This is a genomic window from Paracoccus shanxieyensis (assembly GCF_009711265.1).
Classification (GTDB): Bacteria; Pseudomonadota; Alphaproteobacteria; order Rhodobacterales; family Rhodobacteraceae; genus Paracoccus; species Paracoccus shanxieyensis.
This window is the reverse complement of the sequence record NZ_WMII01000004.1, coordinates 89,335-106,152: the sequence shown is the minus strand read 5'-3', so window position 1 is coordinate 106,152 and position 16,818 is coordinate 89,335. Positions and strand designations below refer to the sequence as shown.

General features: G+C 63.8%; 20 protein-coding genes. 4 read left to right on the top strand and 16 right to left on the bottom strand.

Annotation, left to right across the window (positions count from 1 at the left end):
- Positions 1-12 precede the first annotated feature (12 nt).
- The 3 genes from GL284_RS05660 to GL284_RS05650 all read right to left on the bottom strand — a co-directional run bounded on the left by GL284_RS05660 (position 13) and on the right by GL284_RS05650 (position 1,926).
- Positions 13-357: an ArsR/SmtB family transcription factor gene (locus GL284_RS05660; RefSeq protein ID WP_080620518.1), complete on the bottom strand. Its 345-nt coding sequence runs from the start codon at positions 355-357 to the stop codon at positions 13-15.
- A 45-nt stretch (positions 358-402) separates the two neighbouring features.
- Positions 403-1,437 (bottom strand): cation diffusion facilitator family transporter, encoded by a 1,035-nt coding sequence (locus GL284_RS05655; RefSeq protein WP_080620517.1) that lies wholly within the window; start codon positions 1,435-1,437, stop codon positions 403-405.
- 279 nt (positions 1,438-1,716) lie between these two features.
- A complete protein-coding gene (locus GL284_RS05650) occupies positions 1,717-1,926 on the bottom strand; it encodes a heavy-metal-associated domain-containing protein (protein ID WP_080620516.1) in 210 nt (69 codons plus the stop codon).
- A gap of 383 nt (positions 1,927-2,309) precedes the next feature.
- On the opposite strand from GL284_RS05650, the gene GL284_RS05645 reads away from it, so the two are divergent.
- On the top strand, positions 2,310-3,293 hold the full coding sequence (locus GL284_RS05645) for a LysR family transcriptional regulator (RefSeq protein ID WP_080620515.1): 984 nt from the start codon (positions 2,310-2,312) through the stop codon (positions 3,291-3,293).
- Here the strand turns inward: GL284_RS05645 and GL284_RS05640 are convergent.
- The 12 genes from GL284_RS05640 to gcvA form a co-directional block, all read right to left on the bottom strand.
- Positions 3,226-3,465, bottom strand: coding sequence for a DUF2274 domain-containing protein (locus GL284_RS05640; RefSeq protein WP_080620514.1), 240 nt, complete (start codon positions 3,463-3,465; stop codon positions 3,226-3,228). The two genes, GL284_RS05645 and GL284_RS05640, sit on opposite strands and share 68 nt — an antisense overlap.
- 2 nt (positions 3,466-3,467) lie before the next feature.
- Positions 3,468-4,598, bottom strand: coding sequence for a TraB/TrbI/VirB10 family type IV secretion system protein (locus GL284_RS05635; RefSeq protein WP_080620513.1), 1,131 nt, complete (start codon positions 4,596-4,598; stop codon positions 3,468-3,470).
- Positions 4,595-5,623: a P-type conjugative transfer protein TrbG gene (gene trbG / locus GL284_RS05630; protein WP_155043641.1), complete on the bottom strand. Its 1,029-nt coding sequence runs from the start codon at positions 5,621-5,623 to the stop codon at positions 4,595-4,597. Before trbG ends, GL284_RS05635 begins: the two co-directional genes overlap by 4 nt.
- The gene (gene trbF, locus GL284_RS05625; RefSeq protein ID WP_080620511.1) at positions 5,620-6,309 is read right to left on the bottom strand and encodes a conjugal transfer protein TrbF; all 690 of its coding nucleotides are present in this window, start codon (positions 6,307-6,309) and stop codon (positions 5,620-5,622) included. The genes trbG and trbF overlap by 4 nt, the downstream gene beginning before the upstream one ends.
- On the bottom strand, positions 6,306-7,664 hold the full coding sequence (gene trbL / locus GL284_RS05620) for a P-type conjugative transfer protein TrbL (RefSeq protein WP_080620510.1): 1,359 nt from the start codon (positions 7,662-7,664) through the stop codon (positions 6,306-6,308). Before trbL ends, trbF begins: the two co-directional genes overlap by 4 nt.
- A 2-nt stretch (positions 7,665-7,666) precedes the next feature.
- Entirely contained in the window at positions 7,667-7,954 is a 288-nt protein-coding gene (gene trbK-alt / locus GL284_RS05615; RefSeq protein WP_155043640.1) for a putative entry exclusion protein TrbK-alt, read from the bottom strand.
- 17 nt (positions 7,955-7,971) lie between these two features.
- Complete coding sequence (gene trbJ / locus GL284_RS05610; protein ID WP_080620508.1) at positions 7,972-8,751, bottom strand: P-type conjugative transfer protein TrbJ; 780 nt, start codon at positions 8,749-8,751, stop codon at positions 7,972-7,974.
- Positions 8,748-11,258, bottom strand: coding sequence for a conjugal transfer protein TrbE (trbE, locus tag GL284_RS05605; protein ID WP_155043639.1), 2,511 nt, complete (start codon positions 11,256-11,258; stop codon positions 8,748-8,750). Before trbE ends, trbJ begins: the two co-directional genes overlap by 4 nt.
- A gap of 10 nt (positions 11,259-11,268) precedes the next feature.
- Positions 11,269-11,550 (bottom strand): VirB3 family type IV secretion system protein, encoded by a 282-nt coding sequence (locus GL284_RS05600; RefSeq protein WP_155043638.1) that lies wholly within the window; start codon positions 11,548-11,550, stop codon positions 11,269-11,271.
- Complete coding sequence (locus GL284_RS05595) at positions 11,550-11,879, bottom strand: TrbC/VirB2 family type IV secretion system protein (RefSeq protein ID WP_028710779.1); 330 nt, start codon at positions 11,877-11,879, stop codon at positions 11,550-11,552. Before GL284_RS05595 ends, GL284_RS05600 begins: the two co-directional genes overlap by 1 nt.
- On the bottom strand, positions 11,876-12,826 hold the full coding sequence (gene trbB / locus GL284_RS05590) for a P-type conjugative transfer ATPase TrbB (RefSeq protein WP_425274181.1): 951 nt from the start codon (positions 12,824-12,826) through the stop codon (positions 11,876-11,878). Before trbB ends, GL284_RS05595 begins: the two co-directional genes overlap by 4 nt.
- Before the next feature lie 239 nt (positions 12,827-13,065).
- A complete protein-coding gene (gcvA, locus tag GL284_RS05585) occupies positions 13,066-13,953 on the bottom strand; it encodes a transcriptional regulator GcvA (protein WP_080620504.1) in 888 nt (295 codons plus the stop codon).
- A 127-nt stretch (positions 13,954-14,080) separates the two neighbouring features.
- On the opposite strand from gcvA, the gene GL284_RS05580 reads away from it, so the two are divergent.
- From GL284_RS05580 to GL284_RS05570, 3 genes are read left to right on the top strand one after another with little or no spacing between them, the layout of a single operon-like run.
- Positions 14,081-14,785 carry an SDR family oxidoreductase gene (locus GL284_RS05580; protein WP_080620503.1) on the top strand — a complete coding sequence of 235 codons (705 nt, stop codon included), beginning with the start codon at positions 14,081-14,083 and terminating at the stop codon, positions 14,783-14,785.
- A gap of 4 nt (positions 14,786-14,789) precedes the next feature.
- Positions 14,790-15,728, top strand: coding sequence for a DMT family transporter (locus GL284_RS05575; RefSeq protein WP_155043637.1), 939 nt, complete (start codon positions 14,790-14,792; stop codon positions 15,726-15,728).
- The gene (locus tag GL284_RS05570) at positions 15,725-16,285 is read left to right on the top strand and encodes a pyridoxamine 5'-phosphate oxidase family protein (protein ID WP_080620501.1); all 561 of its coding nucleotides are present in this window, start codon (positions 15,725-15,727) and stop codon (positions 16,283-16,285) included. The genes GL284_RS05575 and GL284_RS05570 overlap by 4 nt, the downstream gene beginning before the upstream one ends.
- A gap of 101 nt (positions 16,286-16,386) precedes the next feature.
- Here the strand turns inward: GL284_RS05570 and GL284_RS05565 are convergent, their stop codons facing one another.
- The gene (locus GL284_RS05565; RefSeq protein ID WP_080620500.1) at positions 16,387-16,815 is read right to left on the bottom strand and encodes a ribbon-helix-helix protein, CopG family; all 429 of its coding nucleotides are present in this window, start codon (positions 16,813-16,815) and stop codon (positions 16,387-16,389) included.
- Positions 16,816-16,818 lie beyond the last annotated feature (3 nt).

Genomic DNA, 16,818 nt, shown 5'->3' with positions numbered 1-16,818 from the left:
GCGAAGGGCTGCTCAAGAACGAGGACCGATGATGTCGCGTTTTGGGTCGCCTTCCCTTTCCTCACGCGCATGCGAGAGCATGTCGAGCAGAACGTCACCGACATGCCTGTCGGTGACCTCGTAGAACATTTGCTTCGAGTGGCGAACACGGGTCACCAGGCGCGCGCCACGAAGAAGACGCAGGTGATGGCTGACGAGCGACTGCGAAAGCTCCAGCGCCTCGGAAATATCGGTCACGGATTTCGGACCGTCTTCGCAGTGCAGGAGAATCTTCAGCCTGCTGGGATCACCCAGCAGGCGGAAGGTTTCAGCGAGAAAGTTCAACTCTTGGGACGAAGGGGCTTCTGCGATATTCATGTCGAACCTTCCCGATCAACTGAGTGAACCATCAGGCGCGACCGATCAGTGCGAATGACCCGCATGGGATAGCGCCGCGGTGTTCGGCTCCTCCAAGGTGCAACTGGCTACTCCGTCCCAGTCGATGCCGATCGTCGGGTGTTCGATTTTGAACTTCGTTTTCAGTTCGGCCTCGACCTGTTTCATGACGCTGCGAACATCGACGCCTTCCATCGGCTGCACCTGAAGCGTCGCCAGCACACGACCGGAGGTCAGCGACCAGACATGGATATGGTTGACGCTCTGGATACCAGGAACAGTCTTGAGAAGATGCTCGGAGATCTTGTCGGCGCCGGCGTTGTCAGGTGCGCCTTCGAGCAGGATATGCAGAGTGTTCTTGAGCAGGCTCCATGCACTGCGCAGGATCAGCAGAGACACGAATACCGACAGGATGGGGTCGATAGGAGTCCAACCCGTATACCAGATGACGACAGCGGCGACGATCGCACCCACCGAGCCGAGCAGGTCGCCCATGACGTGCAGGACAGCGCCCTTGACGTTGACGTGTTCGGAATCTCCGCGCGTCAGATACCAAAGCACGAAGAGGTTCACGAGCATGCCGATGATGGCTACGACGAACATCGAACCAGCGAGGACCGGCTGGGGCTCCTGGAACCGTTCGATAGCCTCATAGACGATAAAGCCGACGATGCCGAACAACGTAAGAGCGTTGACCAGGCCGGCGATCACCTCGAAGCGGGCATAGCCGAAGGTGCGCTGGCCGTCCGCGGCCCGCCGACCGAGGCGGAAGGCGACATAGGCGAGGCCGAGCGCGATTGCGTCGGTCAGCATGTGGCCGGCATCGGCAAGCAGCGCGAGCGAGCCCGAGATCACGCCGCCGACGGCCTCCACGATCATGAAGGTGAAGATGATGAAAAAGGAAATGAGGATTTTGCGCTCGTTGTCCTTCGTGACTGTCGGGACATGCGAGTGGTCATGATCGTGATCGTGACCATGATCGTGGCCGCCGCCGTGGTTATGGTCGTGCTTGGAGTGGTCGTGACCGTCATGGTCGCTGTGGGAGTGTGATGAGTTTGCCATTGCTCGTTTCCGGTTGCATCAAGTCAACACTTGAATAGTTGTTAAAGTGTATGCTTGTCAACCAGCCGTGCGAATTTTTTTGCCATCTGCCCGAAGCCTCTAGGACCGACGGGTCGTGACGGCGCACAGGGCAATGCCGACGCCTTCGACGTTGAAGATCTGGCTGATCCTAGAAATCAAAATGGGCAGCCCGAGGACTGCCCATTTTGACACTGCAATGAACCGGGGGACACCTACGGGAGCAGCTTGACGCTCATGATCAGTGGGCAGGAGGTAGCATCAGGCGGCTGCCGGGGCGCCTTCGGCCGGATAGCCCGCCTCGGTGAGAACGGCACGCAGGTCCGCCTCGGTCGCGGATGATTCAACACGGACCTCACGCTTGGGCGGATCAGTCTCGATCTTCGCGGCGGCATCGACGATTTGCAGCGCCTTGGTTACCGACTTGGCGCAACCGCCGCATGTCATGTTGGGAACGGTGAAGAGATACATGGAGGGCTCCTTGATTTGAGTCCTCTGGAAAATGGGGCTTTCCACCGTTGGAAGGTCAAGGGGCAAAATTCAGAAACTTTCTGCTTGACCTTGCCACCGTTGTAAGCCGCAAGCATCCGTCATGCCACGACCGCAATCCTCAAGCGCCACGGGCTCGTTTTGAGACTTCGGCATCTTTACCTGGCGGTGGCATCGCCTCTCTCGATTATCTTCCTCTTTCATACAAATATTGAACAGTTGTTTATGTGTTCAAATGTTGTATGATCTGGCTATGACCCGCTACGCGCGATACGTCTCGTCATCGCGTGAATGCTCGACAATCGGAGAGGGACAGTTGGCTTGCCTATGGTCCGAGAGCATATGATCCGGACGGCGGCCCTCGGATGAAGGAGACCGCCAAGTTCCCTGACTCCATCGAGCTTCGTCACCTTCGCTACTTCATAGCCGCTGCCGAACATGGCAGCTTCCGAAAGGCAGGGAGTTCGTTAGGACTATCGCAATCGGCAATCAGCCGTTGCATCGCCGATCTCGAAGACAGGATGGGCGCGTCCCTTTTTCACCGGCACGCATGGGGCGTGTCGCAGACCTTTGCGGGGCAGCGTTTCCTTCATCGCGCGCGTCGGGCTATCAAGACGATAGACGAAGGCGCTCACGAAGTTGCCGCCGCAGGACGATCCGAGCAGGGACGAGTGCGGATCGGCATCTATTCGTCCATCGCTTCGGGCTTTTTGACAAAGCTGCTGGCAAGCTATGGTCGGTCTCATAAAGACGTCAGGATCGAACTGATCGACGGCGATCCTGCCGAACACGTCGCGGCCATCCGCCAGTTCCGCCTCGACGTCGCCTTCCTGACCGGCGACCGGGAATGGCCTGGATGCGACCGGGCGCCTCTGTGGTCCGAGCGGGTTTTCGTTGTGCTGCCCGATCTCCACCCCCTGGCGGCTTTGGACGAGGTGATGTGGGGAGATCTCGCCGATGAGCCCTTCATCGTCAGCGAAGCCGCGCCGGGCCAGGAGATCCATGACCATCTGGTGCGGGAGTTGGCGGACCTCGGCCGGCATCCCGAGATCCAGGTTCAATCGGTCGGTCGGGATAACCTGCTGCCGCTGGTGGCGATCGGCCAGGGTCTGACGCTAGTGAGCGAGGCCATGACGGTGGCCGCGCTTCCAGGCATCACATACCGACCCATCGCCGCCGAGGTGCTTCCATTTTCGGCGGTCTGGTCCCCGGCGAACGACAATCCCGCGTTCCGCAGGTTGCTCTCCATGGCAAAGGCGGCGTCTGCCAAGGCTATGAGGCTCAAGCAAGCGGCTTCGCAGATTGGGGCGAGCGACGTGCTTTTGCGAAGCCGCGATCTGTCGCAATAAATCGCTCCAGCATCGGCACAATGAGCCTGACGGGATCGGCGACGGGCTGGCCGCTCTCGCGGGCCAGCACCTCGGCATAGGCGACCAGATCGCGGTGAAGCGGCGCGGGCAGCTCCACCGTCACCTTGACGGGCTTGTCGTCGGGCAGCGGGCCGAGTCTCAGCTTGGTCATGATCAACCTCCTGCCGGCTCGAATACAAGGTCGCGGGTCACGATGATCCTGACCGGGAAGCCCGGCCGGATGGTCAGCGTGGGGGCAACCTGCAACTGACGTTGCACGATCTGTTGGCCCGCCTGATTGACGGTATCCTGTGCGCCGTCGCGGATGGCCCGGATAAGCCGGTCCTCGTCGCTGGTCGCCAGCTCCGCGCCGACCGCGAGCAGCGTGGAGAGGCCAGCCGCTTTCATCAGATCCCACCAGTGGTAGTCGATCCCGTCCTCAAGGCCGGCATAGCCGCTGGCGTCCGCGCCCGGCAGGCGCTCAAGCACGATGGAGCGTCCGCCCGGCAGGATCAGGCGATTCCACACCAAGAGCACCCTGCGCTGGCCGAAGGTCACGCCATCATCATATTGGCCGATGATGCGCGTTCCCTGCGGGATCAGGAGCAGCGAGCCGGTGGGGCTGTCATAGACGTTCTCCGTCACCTGTGCGGTGATCTGGCCCGGAAGGTCGGAACGGATGCCGGTGATGAGCGCGGCCGGGATCACGGCTCCGGCTTGAAGGATGTAGGGCGAGGCCGGCGGTGCGACGCGATCCGGAGCGACGGTCTGCCGGTCCACCGGCCCGTTGAGGAAAGCGGTATGGCGATTCTGGCCCGCCGTTCCGTCCGGTTGTCCTGTGAGCCCAGCCAGTCCGGGCATGGCTGTTCCGGCCGGACCTCCCGTGCGTGGGCCTGACTGGAAAAATACGTTGCTCAACCGTGCGGCTTCTTCTTCCGCGAGGCGGCGTTGCTCCTCGGGATCGACGGCAGGGGTTGTGATGGCAGGCGGAACGATCGGCTGTCCCCGATTTTGTGCATCGAGGATTGGCCGGCCAAGGTCGCCCGGCAATGCCGGCCCCAGGATCGGGCCAGTATAATCGCGCGGGAGACCGGCGAGGCCATCCGCAGTGGGACGGTTCTCGGTTGAGTAGAGTTCGCCTCCTCCCGGCCCCGCCTCGCGGGTCTGGAGCGCATAGATCAGCGCTCCCCCGACGCCGAGAAGCGCGGCGGCGCCGACGCCTGCCAGCACCTTGCGGGACAAGCGGGTGACGCGGGGCGGCTCGGCGCGCAACCGCATGGGCGCGGCGGTGTTGGTATCGCTCATGAAGGCGATCCTCCCGTGGTCGCGTCGGCCGACTGGGTAGCGGCCTGTCTCTGCTCGATACGGACGATTCTGACCACCTGCTGGCGGTCACCGCTGCCAAGGCGCAGTTCCGCCGCGCCGAACAGCCTGTCGACGATCAGGACATTTTGGTGGATGCGCGAATTGACGATCTGCGGTTCGCCGTCGGAACCGAGAACGAACAGGGGCGGCATCTCGCCCTGCACGATGCCGCGTGGGAAGACGACATAGACGCGCCTGCCGTCATCGAAGACGGAGACTGGACGCCATGGCGGGCTGTCGCCTTGCACCTGCAAGGCGTAGCGATAGTTCCGCGCGGCCTCGGCCGGGATGACGGGGACCGACGGCGCGGTCGCTCGGCTGCCCGGCGGCGGTGCCGGATACGCCCATGCCACGGCAGGCATATAGAGCGCTTCGCGGGCGCGAAGTTCGATCATGTAGATGCGCCGGTCGGTGGTGATGACGAGGTTGGTCGAGATGTCCGGCCGGGTTGGCTTCACCAGCACATGCACTCGGCGCGTCGGACCGCTTCCGCTCTCTGTGTCGCCGATCACCCACCTGGCCGTGTCGCCGGCGGCGATCGGTCCCGCGCCGGTCAGGTTCTCGCCCGGCTCCAGCGCGATGGTGGTGATCTGTCCGACGGCGGCATAGACTTGGTAGAGCGCACCTTCCGACCAGGGATAGATCTGTATGGCATTGTAATAGCCTTCGCGACGCGGCTCGACACGGGCGGCGGCATTGGCGTTCTCAACGCGGCCGGTGGCCGTGCCGGCAGCCTCGCCGCCCCGCGCCACATTCCAGGTGGGCGGCACATGCAGCGGCCTTGGGCGTGCATCGGTGATGGGAGCCTGCGCGGACGGAAGAGGCGGGACATCGGCGTCGTAGCTGAATTGCGGTGTCCGGTTGGTGGCGCAGCCAGCGAGCATGGTCGCGGCAAGCAACAAAGCCGGAAAACCGAGTTTACGGAAAACCGGAAAAGCGGGTTCACTCAAAGACGTGCGGATCATTGACTCATCTCCCGCGACCAGTTGATTGCGTTGACATAGATTCCCAAGGGATTGGCGCGCAGGCGCTCGGCGTCACGCGGCGGCTGGATGACGATGGTGAGGATCGCGGTCCATCGCTCGGTGGTGGAGAGCTGGCCGTTTTCGTAGTGGCGTTCGGTCCAGGCTACGCGGAAACTGTCCGGGGACGCCCGGATGATGCTCGACACCTCGACGGCGACCTGCTGGCGGCCGACGCGCGTGAACGGGTCGTTGGCGCGGGCGTAGTCGTTGAGCGCCACGGCGCCGCGATCCGTGGTCCAGTCATAGGCCCTGAGCCAGTTCTGACGGACAATGATCGGGTCAGCCGGAAGCGAGCGGACCTGTTCGATGAAGCGGCCGAGATGGAATGCGATCTGCGGATCGGTCGGCCGATAATCGGCGGTAGCGGGGGCAACGGTCTGCGCCTGGCCGAGATTGTCGACTTGAACGACCCAGGGCACGACGGTTCCGCGCGCAGATTGCCAGACAAGAGCGCCGGCGAACCCGACCGAGAGGATCAGCGAACCGAACGCCATGTAGCGCCAGTTCCTCGCCTGCACGCGGGCCGAGCCGATGCGGTCGTCCCAGACTTGCGCGGCGCGCTGATAGGGCGTTTCGGGTTCCGGCACCTTGCCGTAATGGGTCGTCGGTCGTTTGAAGGTGTTCATGTGCGGTCACTTTCGGAAAGGCTGACTGAGGAGCCGCCACCGTGGCTGTCGCCGGACCGGACGGCATGGGCGGCAGCGGTGACGCCGTGGCTCATCGCCCGGCTGCGGCGCATCTGCTGCGCCCAGGCCGGTGGACCATCAGCGGCTGAAGGAGGTGATTGCTCGGGCGACGGGGCGCCCCCGACCGTGCCCATGGACGAACTGCCGCCGGACGCCGCAAATCCGGCCCTTGCGCCATCGGAATAGCTGGACTTCATGCTGTCGGCGGCATGGGAGGCTGCGCGCTTCAAAGGCGAGATGGCAGCCGAGCCTGCGGCGCGCGCCACACCGCCAAGGCCGGAAGCGACCCCCGCCGCGCCTGACCCACCCATGGAGCCGAGGGAATAGGCAGACGATGCTGCGCCGGCGGCTGAGGCCCCGCCGCGTGCAAGTGCAGCACCGCCCGAGAGTGTGGCACCGCCCCCCCGCGCGGCGAGCATGGTCGCACCACCGGCAGCGATCGCGGCACCGCCGACAGCGAGGCCAGTCCCGACGGCAGCGCCAGCACTGAGTTGCGGGCCGCCGGAGACGAGGCCGGTGGCGATGCCGGGGCCGAAGATGCCGAGGCCGAGAAGGGAAAGGGCTGCCAGCACGATCGCCATGGCGTCGTCGATGGTCGGGGTCGCGCCGCCGAAGCCGGCGGTGAACTGGCCGAAGAGTGTCGAGCCGATGCCGATGATGACGGCGAGGACCAACACCTTGATGCCGGAAGAGATGACGTTCCCCAGAACCCGTTCCGCCATGAAGGCGGTCTTGCCGAACAGGCCGAAGGGGATCAGCACGAAGCCCGCAAGCGTGGTCAGCTTGAACTCGATCAGGGTGACGAAGAGCTGGATTGCCAAAATAAAGAAGGCGAGGATAACCAGTGCCCAGGCGAAGAACAGGCAGAGGATCTGCACCAGGTTTTCAAAGACGGCGATCCAGCCCATGAGACTGGAGATGGATTCGAGCAGCGGCCGCCCGGCGTCGAGACCGATCTGGGCAACGCGGCCGGGGCGCAGGAGATCTGCGGCCGAAAAGCCTGTGCCGGAAGCCATGAGGCCCAGCCCGGCGAAGCTCTCGAAGACGATGCGTGCGAGGCTGTTCCAATTGCCAATGATATAGGCGAAGACACCGACAAAGATCGTCTTCTTCACCAGGCGCGCGAGAATGTCGTCGTCGGCGCCCCAGGCCCAAAACAGGGCGGCGAGCGTGACGTCTATGACGATCAGCGTCGTCGCGATGAAGGCAACTTCACCGCCGAGCAGGCCAAAGCCCGAGTCGATGTAGCTGGTGAAGATACCGAGAAAATTGTCGATGACCCCCGTTCCGCCCATGATTATCGCTCCCCATCCGGGCCAGGCGTCGACTGCGCGGGCGACCGTCCGAGGAAGCGGTCGCGGGTTTCGGCCCAGATCGCCAAGCATTCGGCGTCATTGGCCGCCGCCTCGCCCATTTCCTGACAGCGACGCTGCCCCTCGCGCAGGAGATCGACCTGTCGCGTCTGCAAAGGAACGGAAGGGGCCGGACCGGCTACATCCTCGCGGTTCATCTCGATGATCGCCGCCGTGATGGCGACGGCTACGAATACGATGGCTGCGATCCGGGCCAGCACCTTCCCCTCCATGATGGGCCTCCCCGGCGTCAGTTGAACATCTGGGCGTTGCCGGGCTGGTAGCCCGAGCCCGGTGTCAGGAAGCGTTCGCGCTGGATGCGGCCCTGTTCGGCGGCGGTCGCGCGTTCGGCTTCCATCAGGGCGTCGGCCCGGCCGTTGGCCGAGATGACCGCGATCAGGTCGGAAAGCTGCTGCGACTGGAGGGCGAGAAGCTGATTGCCGGCTTGGGTGGCCTGAAGCGCGCCGGTCGCCCCTTGGCTTTCGCCGACGAGCGCGGACATCTCCGCGCGGTTGCTGTCGATATTGCCGACGACACCCGCCTGCACCCGCATCGCGTCCTGAAGACCCCCGACGGTATTTTCCCAGCGGGTTCGGGCATCCGCAATGAGCTGCTGGTCGGTGGCCGTGAGGGAAAGGTTGCCATAATCCTGCTGGAACATCTGGTCGATGTTCTGCACATCGAAGGCGATGTTCTGGGCCTGCCCGAGAAGCTGCTGGGTGCGTTGGACGTTCTGCTGAAGCGCCTGAAGCGAACTGTAGGGCAGGCTCGCGAGGTTGCGGGCCTGGTTGATCAGCATCTGCGCCTCGTTCTGGAGCGAGGTGATCTGGTTGTTGATCTGTTCCAGAGTGCGGGCGGCGGTCAGCAGGTTCTCCGCGTGGTTGGTCGGGTCATAGACGATCCGCCCAATGCCGAAGAAGGCGTGGGCCGGTGTCGTGAACATCGGGGTCAGCGCCAGCGGTGCGGTGAGCGCAAGGGCGAGCGCCGAAGCGCTGGCGATGCGGGTGAGCCGGGGAATTGTGCGCGTCATGGGGTAATCTCCTCTTCTTCCAGGATGAGTTCGATTTCGCCGAGGTCAGCGACCGTCGGCGGCAGGGTCTCGCTTTCGGTCGCGAGATTGGTGAGGTCCGGGATGAGATCGGCGGCCCAATCGACGTCGCGTGCCCGGAGCCAGGCCGAGAGGAACCCGTCGCCACCGTGTTCAGCGAGGATTTCGGTGATCAGGGCCTGATCGGATTTGGCCGAGGCGGCGCAGAGCGCCAGACCGACCTCCGACAATCCAAGATCGAACAGGCGGTTGCCACGCCGCGACTGGCAGTAGTAGTCCCGCTTCGGAGTCGCCCTGGCCAGGATTTCGATCTGGCGATCATTGAGGCCAAAGCGGCGATAGATCGCGGTGATCTGGGGTTCGATGGCGCGCTCGTTCGGCAAGAGGAGTCGCGTCGGGCAGCTTTCAATGATGGCCGGAGCAATGGCGGAATTGTCGATGTCGGACAGCGACTGCGTGGCGAAGATGACGCTGGCGTTCTTCTTGCGCAGGGTCTTGAGCCATTCTCTGAGTTGGTCCGCGAACCCTTCGTCGTCCAGCGCAAGCCAGCCCTCGTCGATGATCAGCAGCGTAGGTTGCCCACCCAACCGATCGCCGATGCGGTGGAAGAGATAGGAGAGGACGGCGGGCGCTGCGCCGGTGCCGACGAGGCCCTCGATTTCAAATGCCTGGACATCGGCCGAACCGAGATGTTCGCTCTCGGCGTCGAGCAGCCGACCATACGGGCCGCCGACGCAATAAGGCCGTAGCGCCTGTTTCAGGTCGTTGGACTGGAGCAGCACGGCAAGGCCGGTGATGGTGCGTTCGCCGACCGGGGCGGAAGCAAGCGAAGTCAGCGCCGTCCAAATATGTTCCTTGACGTCCGGGGTGATCTGGATGTTCTCGCGCATCAGGATCGCGACGATCCAGTCCGCAGCCCAGGCGCGCTCGGAGGTCTGGTGAATACGAGCCAGCGGTTGCAGCGAGACGGAAGCCTCGGCCGCATCGGTCAGCTCGCCGCCAAGATCGTGCCAGTCCCCTTGCATGGCGAGGGCGCAGGCGCGGATGGACCCCCCGAAATCGAAGGCAAAGACCTGAGCGCGCGGATAGCGGCGAAACTGCAAGGCCATCAGCGCCAGCAGCACGGATTTGCCCGCGCCGGTCGGTCCGACGACGAGGGTATGGCCCACGTCGCCCACATGCAGGGAAAGCCGGAACGGCGTCGATCCCTCGGTCCTGCCGTAAAGCAGTGGGGGTGCGCCGAGATGATCGTCGCGTTCCGGCCCCGCCCACACGGCGGACGAAGGGACCATGTGGGCAAGGTTGAGCGTCGAGACCGGCGGCTGCCGGACATTGGCATAGGCATGTCCGGGCAGGCTGCCGAGCCAGGCGTCGACGGCATTGACCGTCTCGACCATGACGCTGAAATCGCGGGACTGGATGATCTTTTCGACCAGCCGCAGCTTTTCGTCGGCGCGGCGGGCGTCCTCGTCCCAGACGGTGACGGTCGCCGTGACATAGGCCATCCCGGCCATGTCGGCGCCGAGTTCCTGCAAGGCCATGTCCGCGTCGGCGGCCTTGTTCGCCGCATCGGTATCCACGAGCGCAGATTGCTCGTTGGTCATCACCTCCTTGATGATCGCCGCGATGCTCTTGCGCTTGGCGAACCATTGCCGCCTGATCTTCGTCAGCAGCCGGGTCGCGTCGGTCTTGTCCATAAGGATGGCGCGGGTGGACCATCGGTAGGGAAAGGCCAGCCGGTTCATCTCGTCGAGCAGGCCGGGTGTGGTGGTGCCCGGAAAGCCGGTGATCGTCAGAAGCCGGAGATGTTGATTGCCCAGTCGGGGTTCCAGGCCGCCGGTCAGCGGCTGATCGGCCAGCAGCGCATCGAGATAGACCGGAGTTTCGGGCACGCGGACGCGATGCCGGTTGGTCGAAATCGTCGAGTGGAGGTAGGTCAGCGTGCCGGCGTCATCGAGCCATCGGCACTCGGGCATGAAGCCGTCGAGCAGCGCCAGCACGCGGTCGGTGCGGTCGATGAAGCCGCGCACCAGTTCCCAGGGGTTCACGCCCGAGGTCTCGCGCCCTTCATACAGCCAGGACTCGGAACGTGCGGCATCTTCGGCGGGCGGGAGCCACAGGAAGGTCAGGAAGTAGCCAGAGACGAAATGGCTGCCCTCCTCCTCGAAATCGGCCTTCCGCTCGGCATCGACCAGCGCCGAGGCCGGATCGGGGAAGCGGCTTGCGGGATAGCTTGCGGCTTCCGACCGCTGTGCTTCGACAAAGATGGCCCAGCCGGAGCCGAGACGGCGGAAGGCGTTGTTCAGCCGCCCGGCCACCGCGACCAGCTCGGCCGCGACGGCGGAATCCAGATCGGGACCACGGAACTTCGCCGTGCGCTGGAACGAGCCGTCCTTGTTCAGCACGACGCCGGAGCCGACCAGCGCCACCCAGGGAAGGTAGTCGGCAAGGCGTGAGGCGGTGCGACGGTATTCTGCGAGATTCATCATGGCTCGTGCCTCACACCGAAAGATGGCAGGGGATGCGAAGATGGCGGCGCGCGACCTCGACGAAGAGCGGATCGCGTTTGGCGGCCCAGACGGCGGCGATGTGACCGACGGCCCAGATCAGGATGCCTGCAAGCCATAGCTGAAGGCCGAGGCCGACGGCGCCAGCCAGCGTGCCGTTGAGGATCGCGACGGATCGGGGCGCCCCGCCGAGCAGGATCGGCTCGGTCAGGGCGCGGTGAACCGGCACCGCGAAGCCCGGCACGGTATCGAGGGCCTCGAAGCTCACGGCCATCAGACCAGCGCCCCCCCGCCGAAGCTGAAGAACGACAGGAAGAAGCTCGATGCCGCGAAGGCGATGGAGATGCCGAAGACGATCTGGATCAGCCGCCGGAAACCGCCGCCGGTATCGCCGAAGGCCAGTGTCAGGCCCGTGACGATGATGATGATCACCGCCACGATTTTCGCCACTGGACCTTCGACGGATTCGAGGATGGATTGCAGCGGCGCCTCCCAGGGCATGGAGGAGCCGGAGGCCCAGGCCGGGGACGTCATCAGGCTCACCCAGGCGAAGGCCGATGCGGTTGCGATATGGTGGCGGATACGGAAGGCACGACGGATCATGCAGGTTCTCCAGTGTTGTGAGTGGTGTCGGGTTCTGAAAAGGCTGAGGAAATTCGGTAGTCTCCGTCCGGCCCGAGCCCCTCGACGCGGGCAAGCTCGGCAAGGCGGCGGGCGGAACCGCGCCCGGAGAGGACGGCAACAAGGTCGATGGTTTCCGCGATCATCGCGCGCGGCACGGTGACGACCGCTTCCTGGATGAGTTGTTCGAGGCGGCGCAGCGCGCCGATGCCGGAACCGGCATGGATCGTTCCGATCCCTCCGGGGTGGCCGGTGCCCCAGGCTTTGAGCAGGTCCAGAGCTTCGGCCCCACGGACCTCACCGATCGGGATACGGTCGGGGCGCAGGCGCAAGGACGAGCGCACCAGATCGGACAGAGTGGCGACACCATCCTTGGTCCGCATGGCGACCAGATTGGGCGCCGCGCATTGCAACTCGCGGGTATCCTCGATGATTACGACCCGATCCTGCGTATTCGCCACCTCGGCGAGCAGCGCATTGGTCAGCGTGGTCTTGCCGGTGGACGTGCCGCCCGCGACCAGGATGTTCGCGCGCGACTGGACGGCGGCGCGGAGTGCTTCTGCCTGATCCTCGGACATGATGCCGGCCGCCACATAGTCATCGAGGGTGAACACCGCGACGGCGGGTTTGCGGATGGCGAAGGCAGGCGAGGACACCACCGGGGGCAGCAACCCCTCGAAGCGCTCTCCCGATTCCGGCAGCTCCGCCGAGACCCGTGGGCTGCGCGCATGCACTTCGACGCCGACATGGTGGGCCACCAGCCGCACGATGCGCTCGCCATCGGCGGCGGACAGGATCTCGCCGGTATCGGCCAGCCCTTCGGACAGCCGGTCGACCCAGATGCGCCCGTCGGGATTCAGCATGACCTCGACGACAGACGGGTCTTGCAGCAAGGTTGAGATGGCAGGCCCGAGCGCCGTCCGGAGCATACGCGCGCCGCGGTCCACCGTTGCCTGTTTGTGGTTGATGCCTGCCATCTCGTCCCCGTTCCACCGGGGAGGCGAGAGACGATCCCCGGATGGGGATGACTAAAAGAGACCCAAATCGGGTCGTTTCAACAAGTTTCGACCGTCGTAGTAGCGTAGCGCGCAAATACAGGAGAACGGCGGTGACCCCATCTAGGACCAAGCCTGAAAGCAGCGCCTTGGTCCTTGTCAGGTGATTCGGTTCATCGCGCGGCGGTCAGGAGCCAGCTCCGCACATCCGCTGTCGGTTCAGGGTGGCGCGGCTTGCGCGGCGAAACCAGGTAGAAGTCCGAACCGACGCGCAATTCCGTCGCGAAGGGGCGCGCGAGGCGGCCTGCATCAATATCGTCCTGCACGAAGAACAGGCTCGCTAACGCCAGACCCTGACCGGCGACAGCCGCGTCAACGGCGAGCGATGTCTGGTTGAAGCGAATGTTCTTGGCTGAGGCGGTCACGCCACCCGGATAGGCTCGTTCGAGGAACTGTGGCCAGAAATTATGTGCGTCGTGTAGGAGCGCATAGCGCGTGAGATTGTCGTCCTCGTCGGGCGGACCGAGCTTTTCGAGGAGAAGCGGGCTGGCAACTGCGACGATCACCTGCTCGAACAGGAGTTCGGTGTTGAGGCCCGCCCCGAAGGGTGGCCGCCCATAGCGCACGGCGATGTCGACCGCATCCGTCTGGAAGCTGGAAAGCCGATCCGTGGCAAGGATACGAAGGTCTATATCCGGGTGTGTGGCGGTAAAATCTGGCAGGCGCGGGATCAGCCAGCGTGATGCGAAGGTCGGCGTGACGCTGATGGTCAGGTGCCTGGGTTCCGGCTTCAGCATTTCGGTCGCCTCGGCGATCAACTCGAACGCCCGGCGGATATTGGCAACGTAGCTGCGGCCCGCCTCCGTCAAGGCCAGCGTGCGTGGCTGGCGCTCAAACAGCTTCAGCCCGAGTTCGGCTTCCAGCCCGCGAATCTGCTGCGCGACCGCCCCTTGCGTGACGCCCAGCTCCTCGGCCGCGAGCCGGAAGTTGAGATGCCGCGTCACGACCTCGAATACGCGCAGGCCGTTGAGCGAGGGGAGTCGAGGGAAACCTTCCGGCATAGGATAGATTTTCTACAGAGTGATGGGAGTGGAACTGGTTCGTATCCCGTTTCAAAGGATGATACCAATCCATAGTGCCTCCGTATAGGCGGCTTCCACGATCAATTCTCTTTCAGAGGCCACGGATATGACAGTAGAAAAAATCGCAATCATCACGGCTGGCGGTAGTGGAATGGGCGCGGCTGCTGCGCGCCGGCTGGCGGCAGATGGGTTCAAGGTCGCGGTTCTCTCGTCCTCTGGCAAGGGTGAGGCACTGGCACAGGAACTCGGGGGCTTCGGCGTCACGGGCTCGAACCAGTCGAATGACGACTTGAAGCGCCTCGTCGACGGCACCCTTGAGCGTTGGGGACGTATCGACGTGCTGGTCAACAGCGCCGGCCACGGCCCGCGCAAGCAGATCCTCGAAATCACCGACGAGGACTGGCACGCAGGGTTCGACACCTATTTCCTGAACGTCGTGCGGCCGGCTCGGCTCGTCGCTCCGACCATGCAGAAGCAGAAGGGCGGCGTCATTATCAACATCTCGACGGCCTGGGCCTTCGAGCCGAGTGCGATGTTCCCGACCTCGGCCGTTGCTCGTGCCGGGCTCGCATCTTTCACCAAGATCTTCGCCGATACCTATGCGGCCGACAACATCCGCATGAACAACGTGCTGCCCGGCTGGATCGACAGTCTCCCCGCGACCGAGGAGCGCCGCGACGGCGTGCCTTTGAAGCGTTACGGCACCTCCGAGGAAATCGCGGCGACGGTTGCCTTCCTCGCTTCCGATGGCGCGGCCTATATCACTGGCCAGAATATCCGGGTCGACGGCGGCGTCACCCGCGCCGTGTAAGCCCATGAAGAAAACCGCCTGGCTTGCCTTCTGCTTCCTCGGATTCATCTGGGGAAGCAATTTCATCTTCGTCAAATGGGCAGCGGAATACATCACGCCGGCTCAGATCACGCTGCTGCGCGTGGTCTTCGGCTTCCTCCCTGTTTTTCTGTTCGCGCTGTCTCGGGGCGAACTGCGATGGAGCCATGCCCGTCATGTGCATCATTTCGCGGTCATGGCGCTGGTGGCGACCGCGCTTTACTATTTCGCCTTCGCCAAGGGCACGGCCTTGCTGCCGTCGAGCATCGCCGGAATGCTGAGCGGGGCGATCCCGCTCTTCACCTTCGTCTGCGCTTTCCTTTTCCTGCGCGAGGAACGCATCACGGCGACAAAGGCGGTCGGCGTCGCCCTCGGCTTTCTCGGCGTGTTGCTGATCGCGCAGCCGTGGTCGGTCGGTGGCGACATCGAGATGGCAGGGGTCGCCTGGATGATCGCGGGCACCTTCAGCGTCGGTTGCTCCTTCGTCTATGCCAGAAAATTCGTCAACCCGCTGAAGCTGCCAGCCGCCGCCTTGACGACCTACCAGATCGGCATCGCAATGCTTCTGCTGTTCATGGTGATCCCGGTCGAGGGGATTGGCGCGGTCTTCGCCGACGACCGGGCCTGGATCGGCCTTGTCATCGGTCTTGGCCTCTGCGGAACCGGCCTTGCCTATGTCGCCTATTATCACATCGTCGAAAACCTCGGTGCGCTGGCGGCTTCGAGCGTTACCTACATTCCTCCGGTCGTGGCCCTGGTGATCGGCGTCGTGTTCGTCGGCGAGGCGATCCAGCTGATCGGCTACCTGGCGATGTGCCTCATCCTCGCGGGGGTCGCTCTGCTTCAGTTCGGGTCGCGGAAGGTGGCACCGGAGGTCGAGCCAGATGCCGGTGTCGGCCTTGCTCCTGCCGGAAAAGCACCATGAAGCAGGCATTGCTCCATGATGTCTGGCTGGTGCTGGCCGATGCGGTCAAACAGCGAACGCCCTTTACGCTGATGCAACTCGCGACCGTCGGCGAGGACGGTGCGCCGAAGATCCGAACCATCGTGCTGCGCAGCTTCAACGAGGCATCTACGAGTCTGTCCTTCATCACCGACCTGCGTTCGCCCAAGGTTCGGGAGATCACGGCCAATCCGTGCGTATCGCTTGCCGGCTTCGACAATGAGAGGGTCGTTCAACTGCGCATCGACGGTCGGGCGGAGATCATCGAAGACGAGACGAGGCGGCGGGACTTCTGGAACGCGCTGCGCCCGCATACACATATCCTCTTTCGGTCGGCACTGCCGCCGGGGACAGTGCTGGCCTCGCCGAATGAAATGGAAACCGACGATAGCGATCCGGCGACCGCCTATGCGCGGTTCTGCCTGGTCGAGATCGTCATAAGCCATGTGGAACGATTGGATCTTTCCTCGGAGCCGCACAGGCGATGCAGCTTTAGGCAAGGGCTCCACGGCTGGGAAGGACGCTGGATCGTGCCCTAAGAACGGTTTTGCGATAGTTGTAGCGTTCGCCTCCGTCGCGCCATCGCCGCGAAAAAGCAGTTTACGGGATCGGCATTAATGCAAGCACTCCGCCTGACGATCTATTCGTCCGCTGCCGCTACATCCTCGGTAATCTCCTGCCGCAGCTTCGGTCCCTGTGCGAGGCGTCGGCCGAGCGCAGTGATGAACGCCTCGTATCGCTCGGCCGATTTGGCCTTTGCCGCCTTTGCCGCCGGCTCGGGCAAGGCTGGCGTCGTCATCAGCCAGAAACGAATGAATACCGCCAGGCTCTCGACGGCGATGCCGACATCACGCTCTACCCGCGTCATGCGGCGGTCGATCTGGTCGAGTCGCTTGGCGACGATCGCCTCGCGGCGCTCAGCATCATCCGGCGACACGAAGGATGCGATGGCAGCCTCGGCGATCATGGATTGCGACCGATCCCGGCGTGCGGCGAAGTCGGCCAGCGCCGCAGTGAGGTCTGGATCGAGATAGATCGTGACCTTTGATTTCTTCTTGCGTTGCATCATGGT

Coding starts and splice junctions, on each gene's coding strand:
- trbB (WP_425274181.1), bottom strand. CDS start 12,826: ATGCTCCGGACGGCGCTCGGGCCTGCCATCTCAACCTTGCTGCAAGAC.
- GL284_RS05645 (WP_080620515.1), top strand. CDS start 2,310: ATGAAGGAGACCGCCAAGTTCCCTGACTCCATCGAGCTTCGTCACCTT.
- GL284_RS05600 (WP_155043638.1), bottom strand. CDS start 11,550: ATGGCCGTGAGCTTCGAGGCCCTCGATACCGTGCCGGGCTTCGCGGTG.
- GL284_RS05580 (WP_080620503.1), top strand. CDS start 14,081: ATGACAGTAGAAAAAATCGCAATCATCACGGCTGGCGGTAGTGGAATG.
- GL284_RS05660 (WP_080620518.1), bottom strand. CDS start 357: ATGAATATCGCAGAAGCCCCTTCGTCCCAAGAGTTGAACTTTCTCGCT.
- trbL (WP_080620510.1), bottom strand. CDS start 7,664: ATGGGCGGAACGGGGGTCATCGACAATTTTCTCGGTATCTTCACCAGC.
- GL284_RS05575 (WP_155043637.1), top strand. CDS start 14,790: ATGAAGAAAACCGCCTGGCTTGCCTTCTGCTTCCTCGGATTCATCTGG.
- GL284_RS05635 (WP_080620513.1), bottom strand. CDS start 4,598: ATGAGCGATACCAACACCGCCGCGCCCATGCGGTTGCGCGCCGAGCCG.
- GL284_RS05640 (WP_080620514.1), bottom strand. CDS start 3,465: ATGACCAAGCTGAGACTCGGCCCGCTGCCCGACGACAAGCCCGTCAAG.
- trbE (WP_155043639.1), bottom strand. CDS start 11,258: ATGATGAATCTCGCAGAATACCGTCGCACCGCCTCACGCCTTGCCGAC.
- trbF (WP_080620511.1), bottom strand. CDS start 6,309: ATGAACACCTTCAAACGACCGACGACCCATTACGGCAAGGTGCCGGAA.
- GL284_RS05565 (WP_080620500.1), bottom strand. CDS start 16,815: ATGATGCAACGCAAGAAGAAATCAAAGGTCACGATCTATCTCGATCCA.
- trbJ (WP_080620508.1), bottom strand. CDS start 8,751: ATGACGCGCACAATTCCCCGGCTCACCCGCATCGCCAGCGCTTCGGCG.
- trbK-alt (WP_155043640.1), bottom strand. CDS start 7,954: ATGGAGGGGAAGGTGCTGGCCCGGATCGCAGCCATCGTATTCGTAGCC.
- GL284_RS05570 (WP_080620501.1), top strand. CDS start 15,725: ATGAAGCAGGCATTGCTCCATGATGTCTGGCTGGTGCTGGCCGATGCG.
- gcvA (WP_080620504.1), bottom strand. CDS start 13,953: ATGCCGGAAGGTTTCCCTCGACTCCCCTCGCTCAACGGCCTGCGCGTA.
- GL284_RS05650 (WP_080620516.1), bottom strand. CDS start 1,926: ATGTATCTCTTCACCGTTCCCAACATGACATGCGGCGGTTGCGCCAAG.
- GL284_RS05655 (WP_080620517.1), bottom strand. CDS start 1,437: ATGGCAAACTCATCACACTCCCACAGCGACCATGACGGTCACGACCAC.
- GL284_RS05595 (WP_028710779.1), bottom strand. CDS start 11,879: ATGATCCGTCGTGCCTTCCGTATCCGCCACCATATCGCAACCGCATCG.
- trbG (WP_155043641.1), bottom strand. CDS start 5,623: ATGATCCGCACGTCTTTGAGTGAACCCGCTTTTCCGGTTTTCCGTAAA.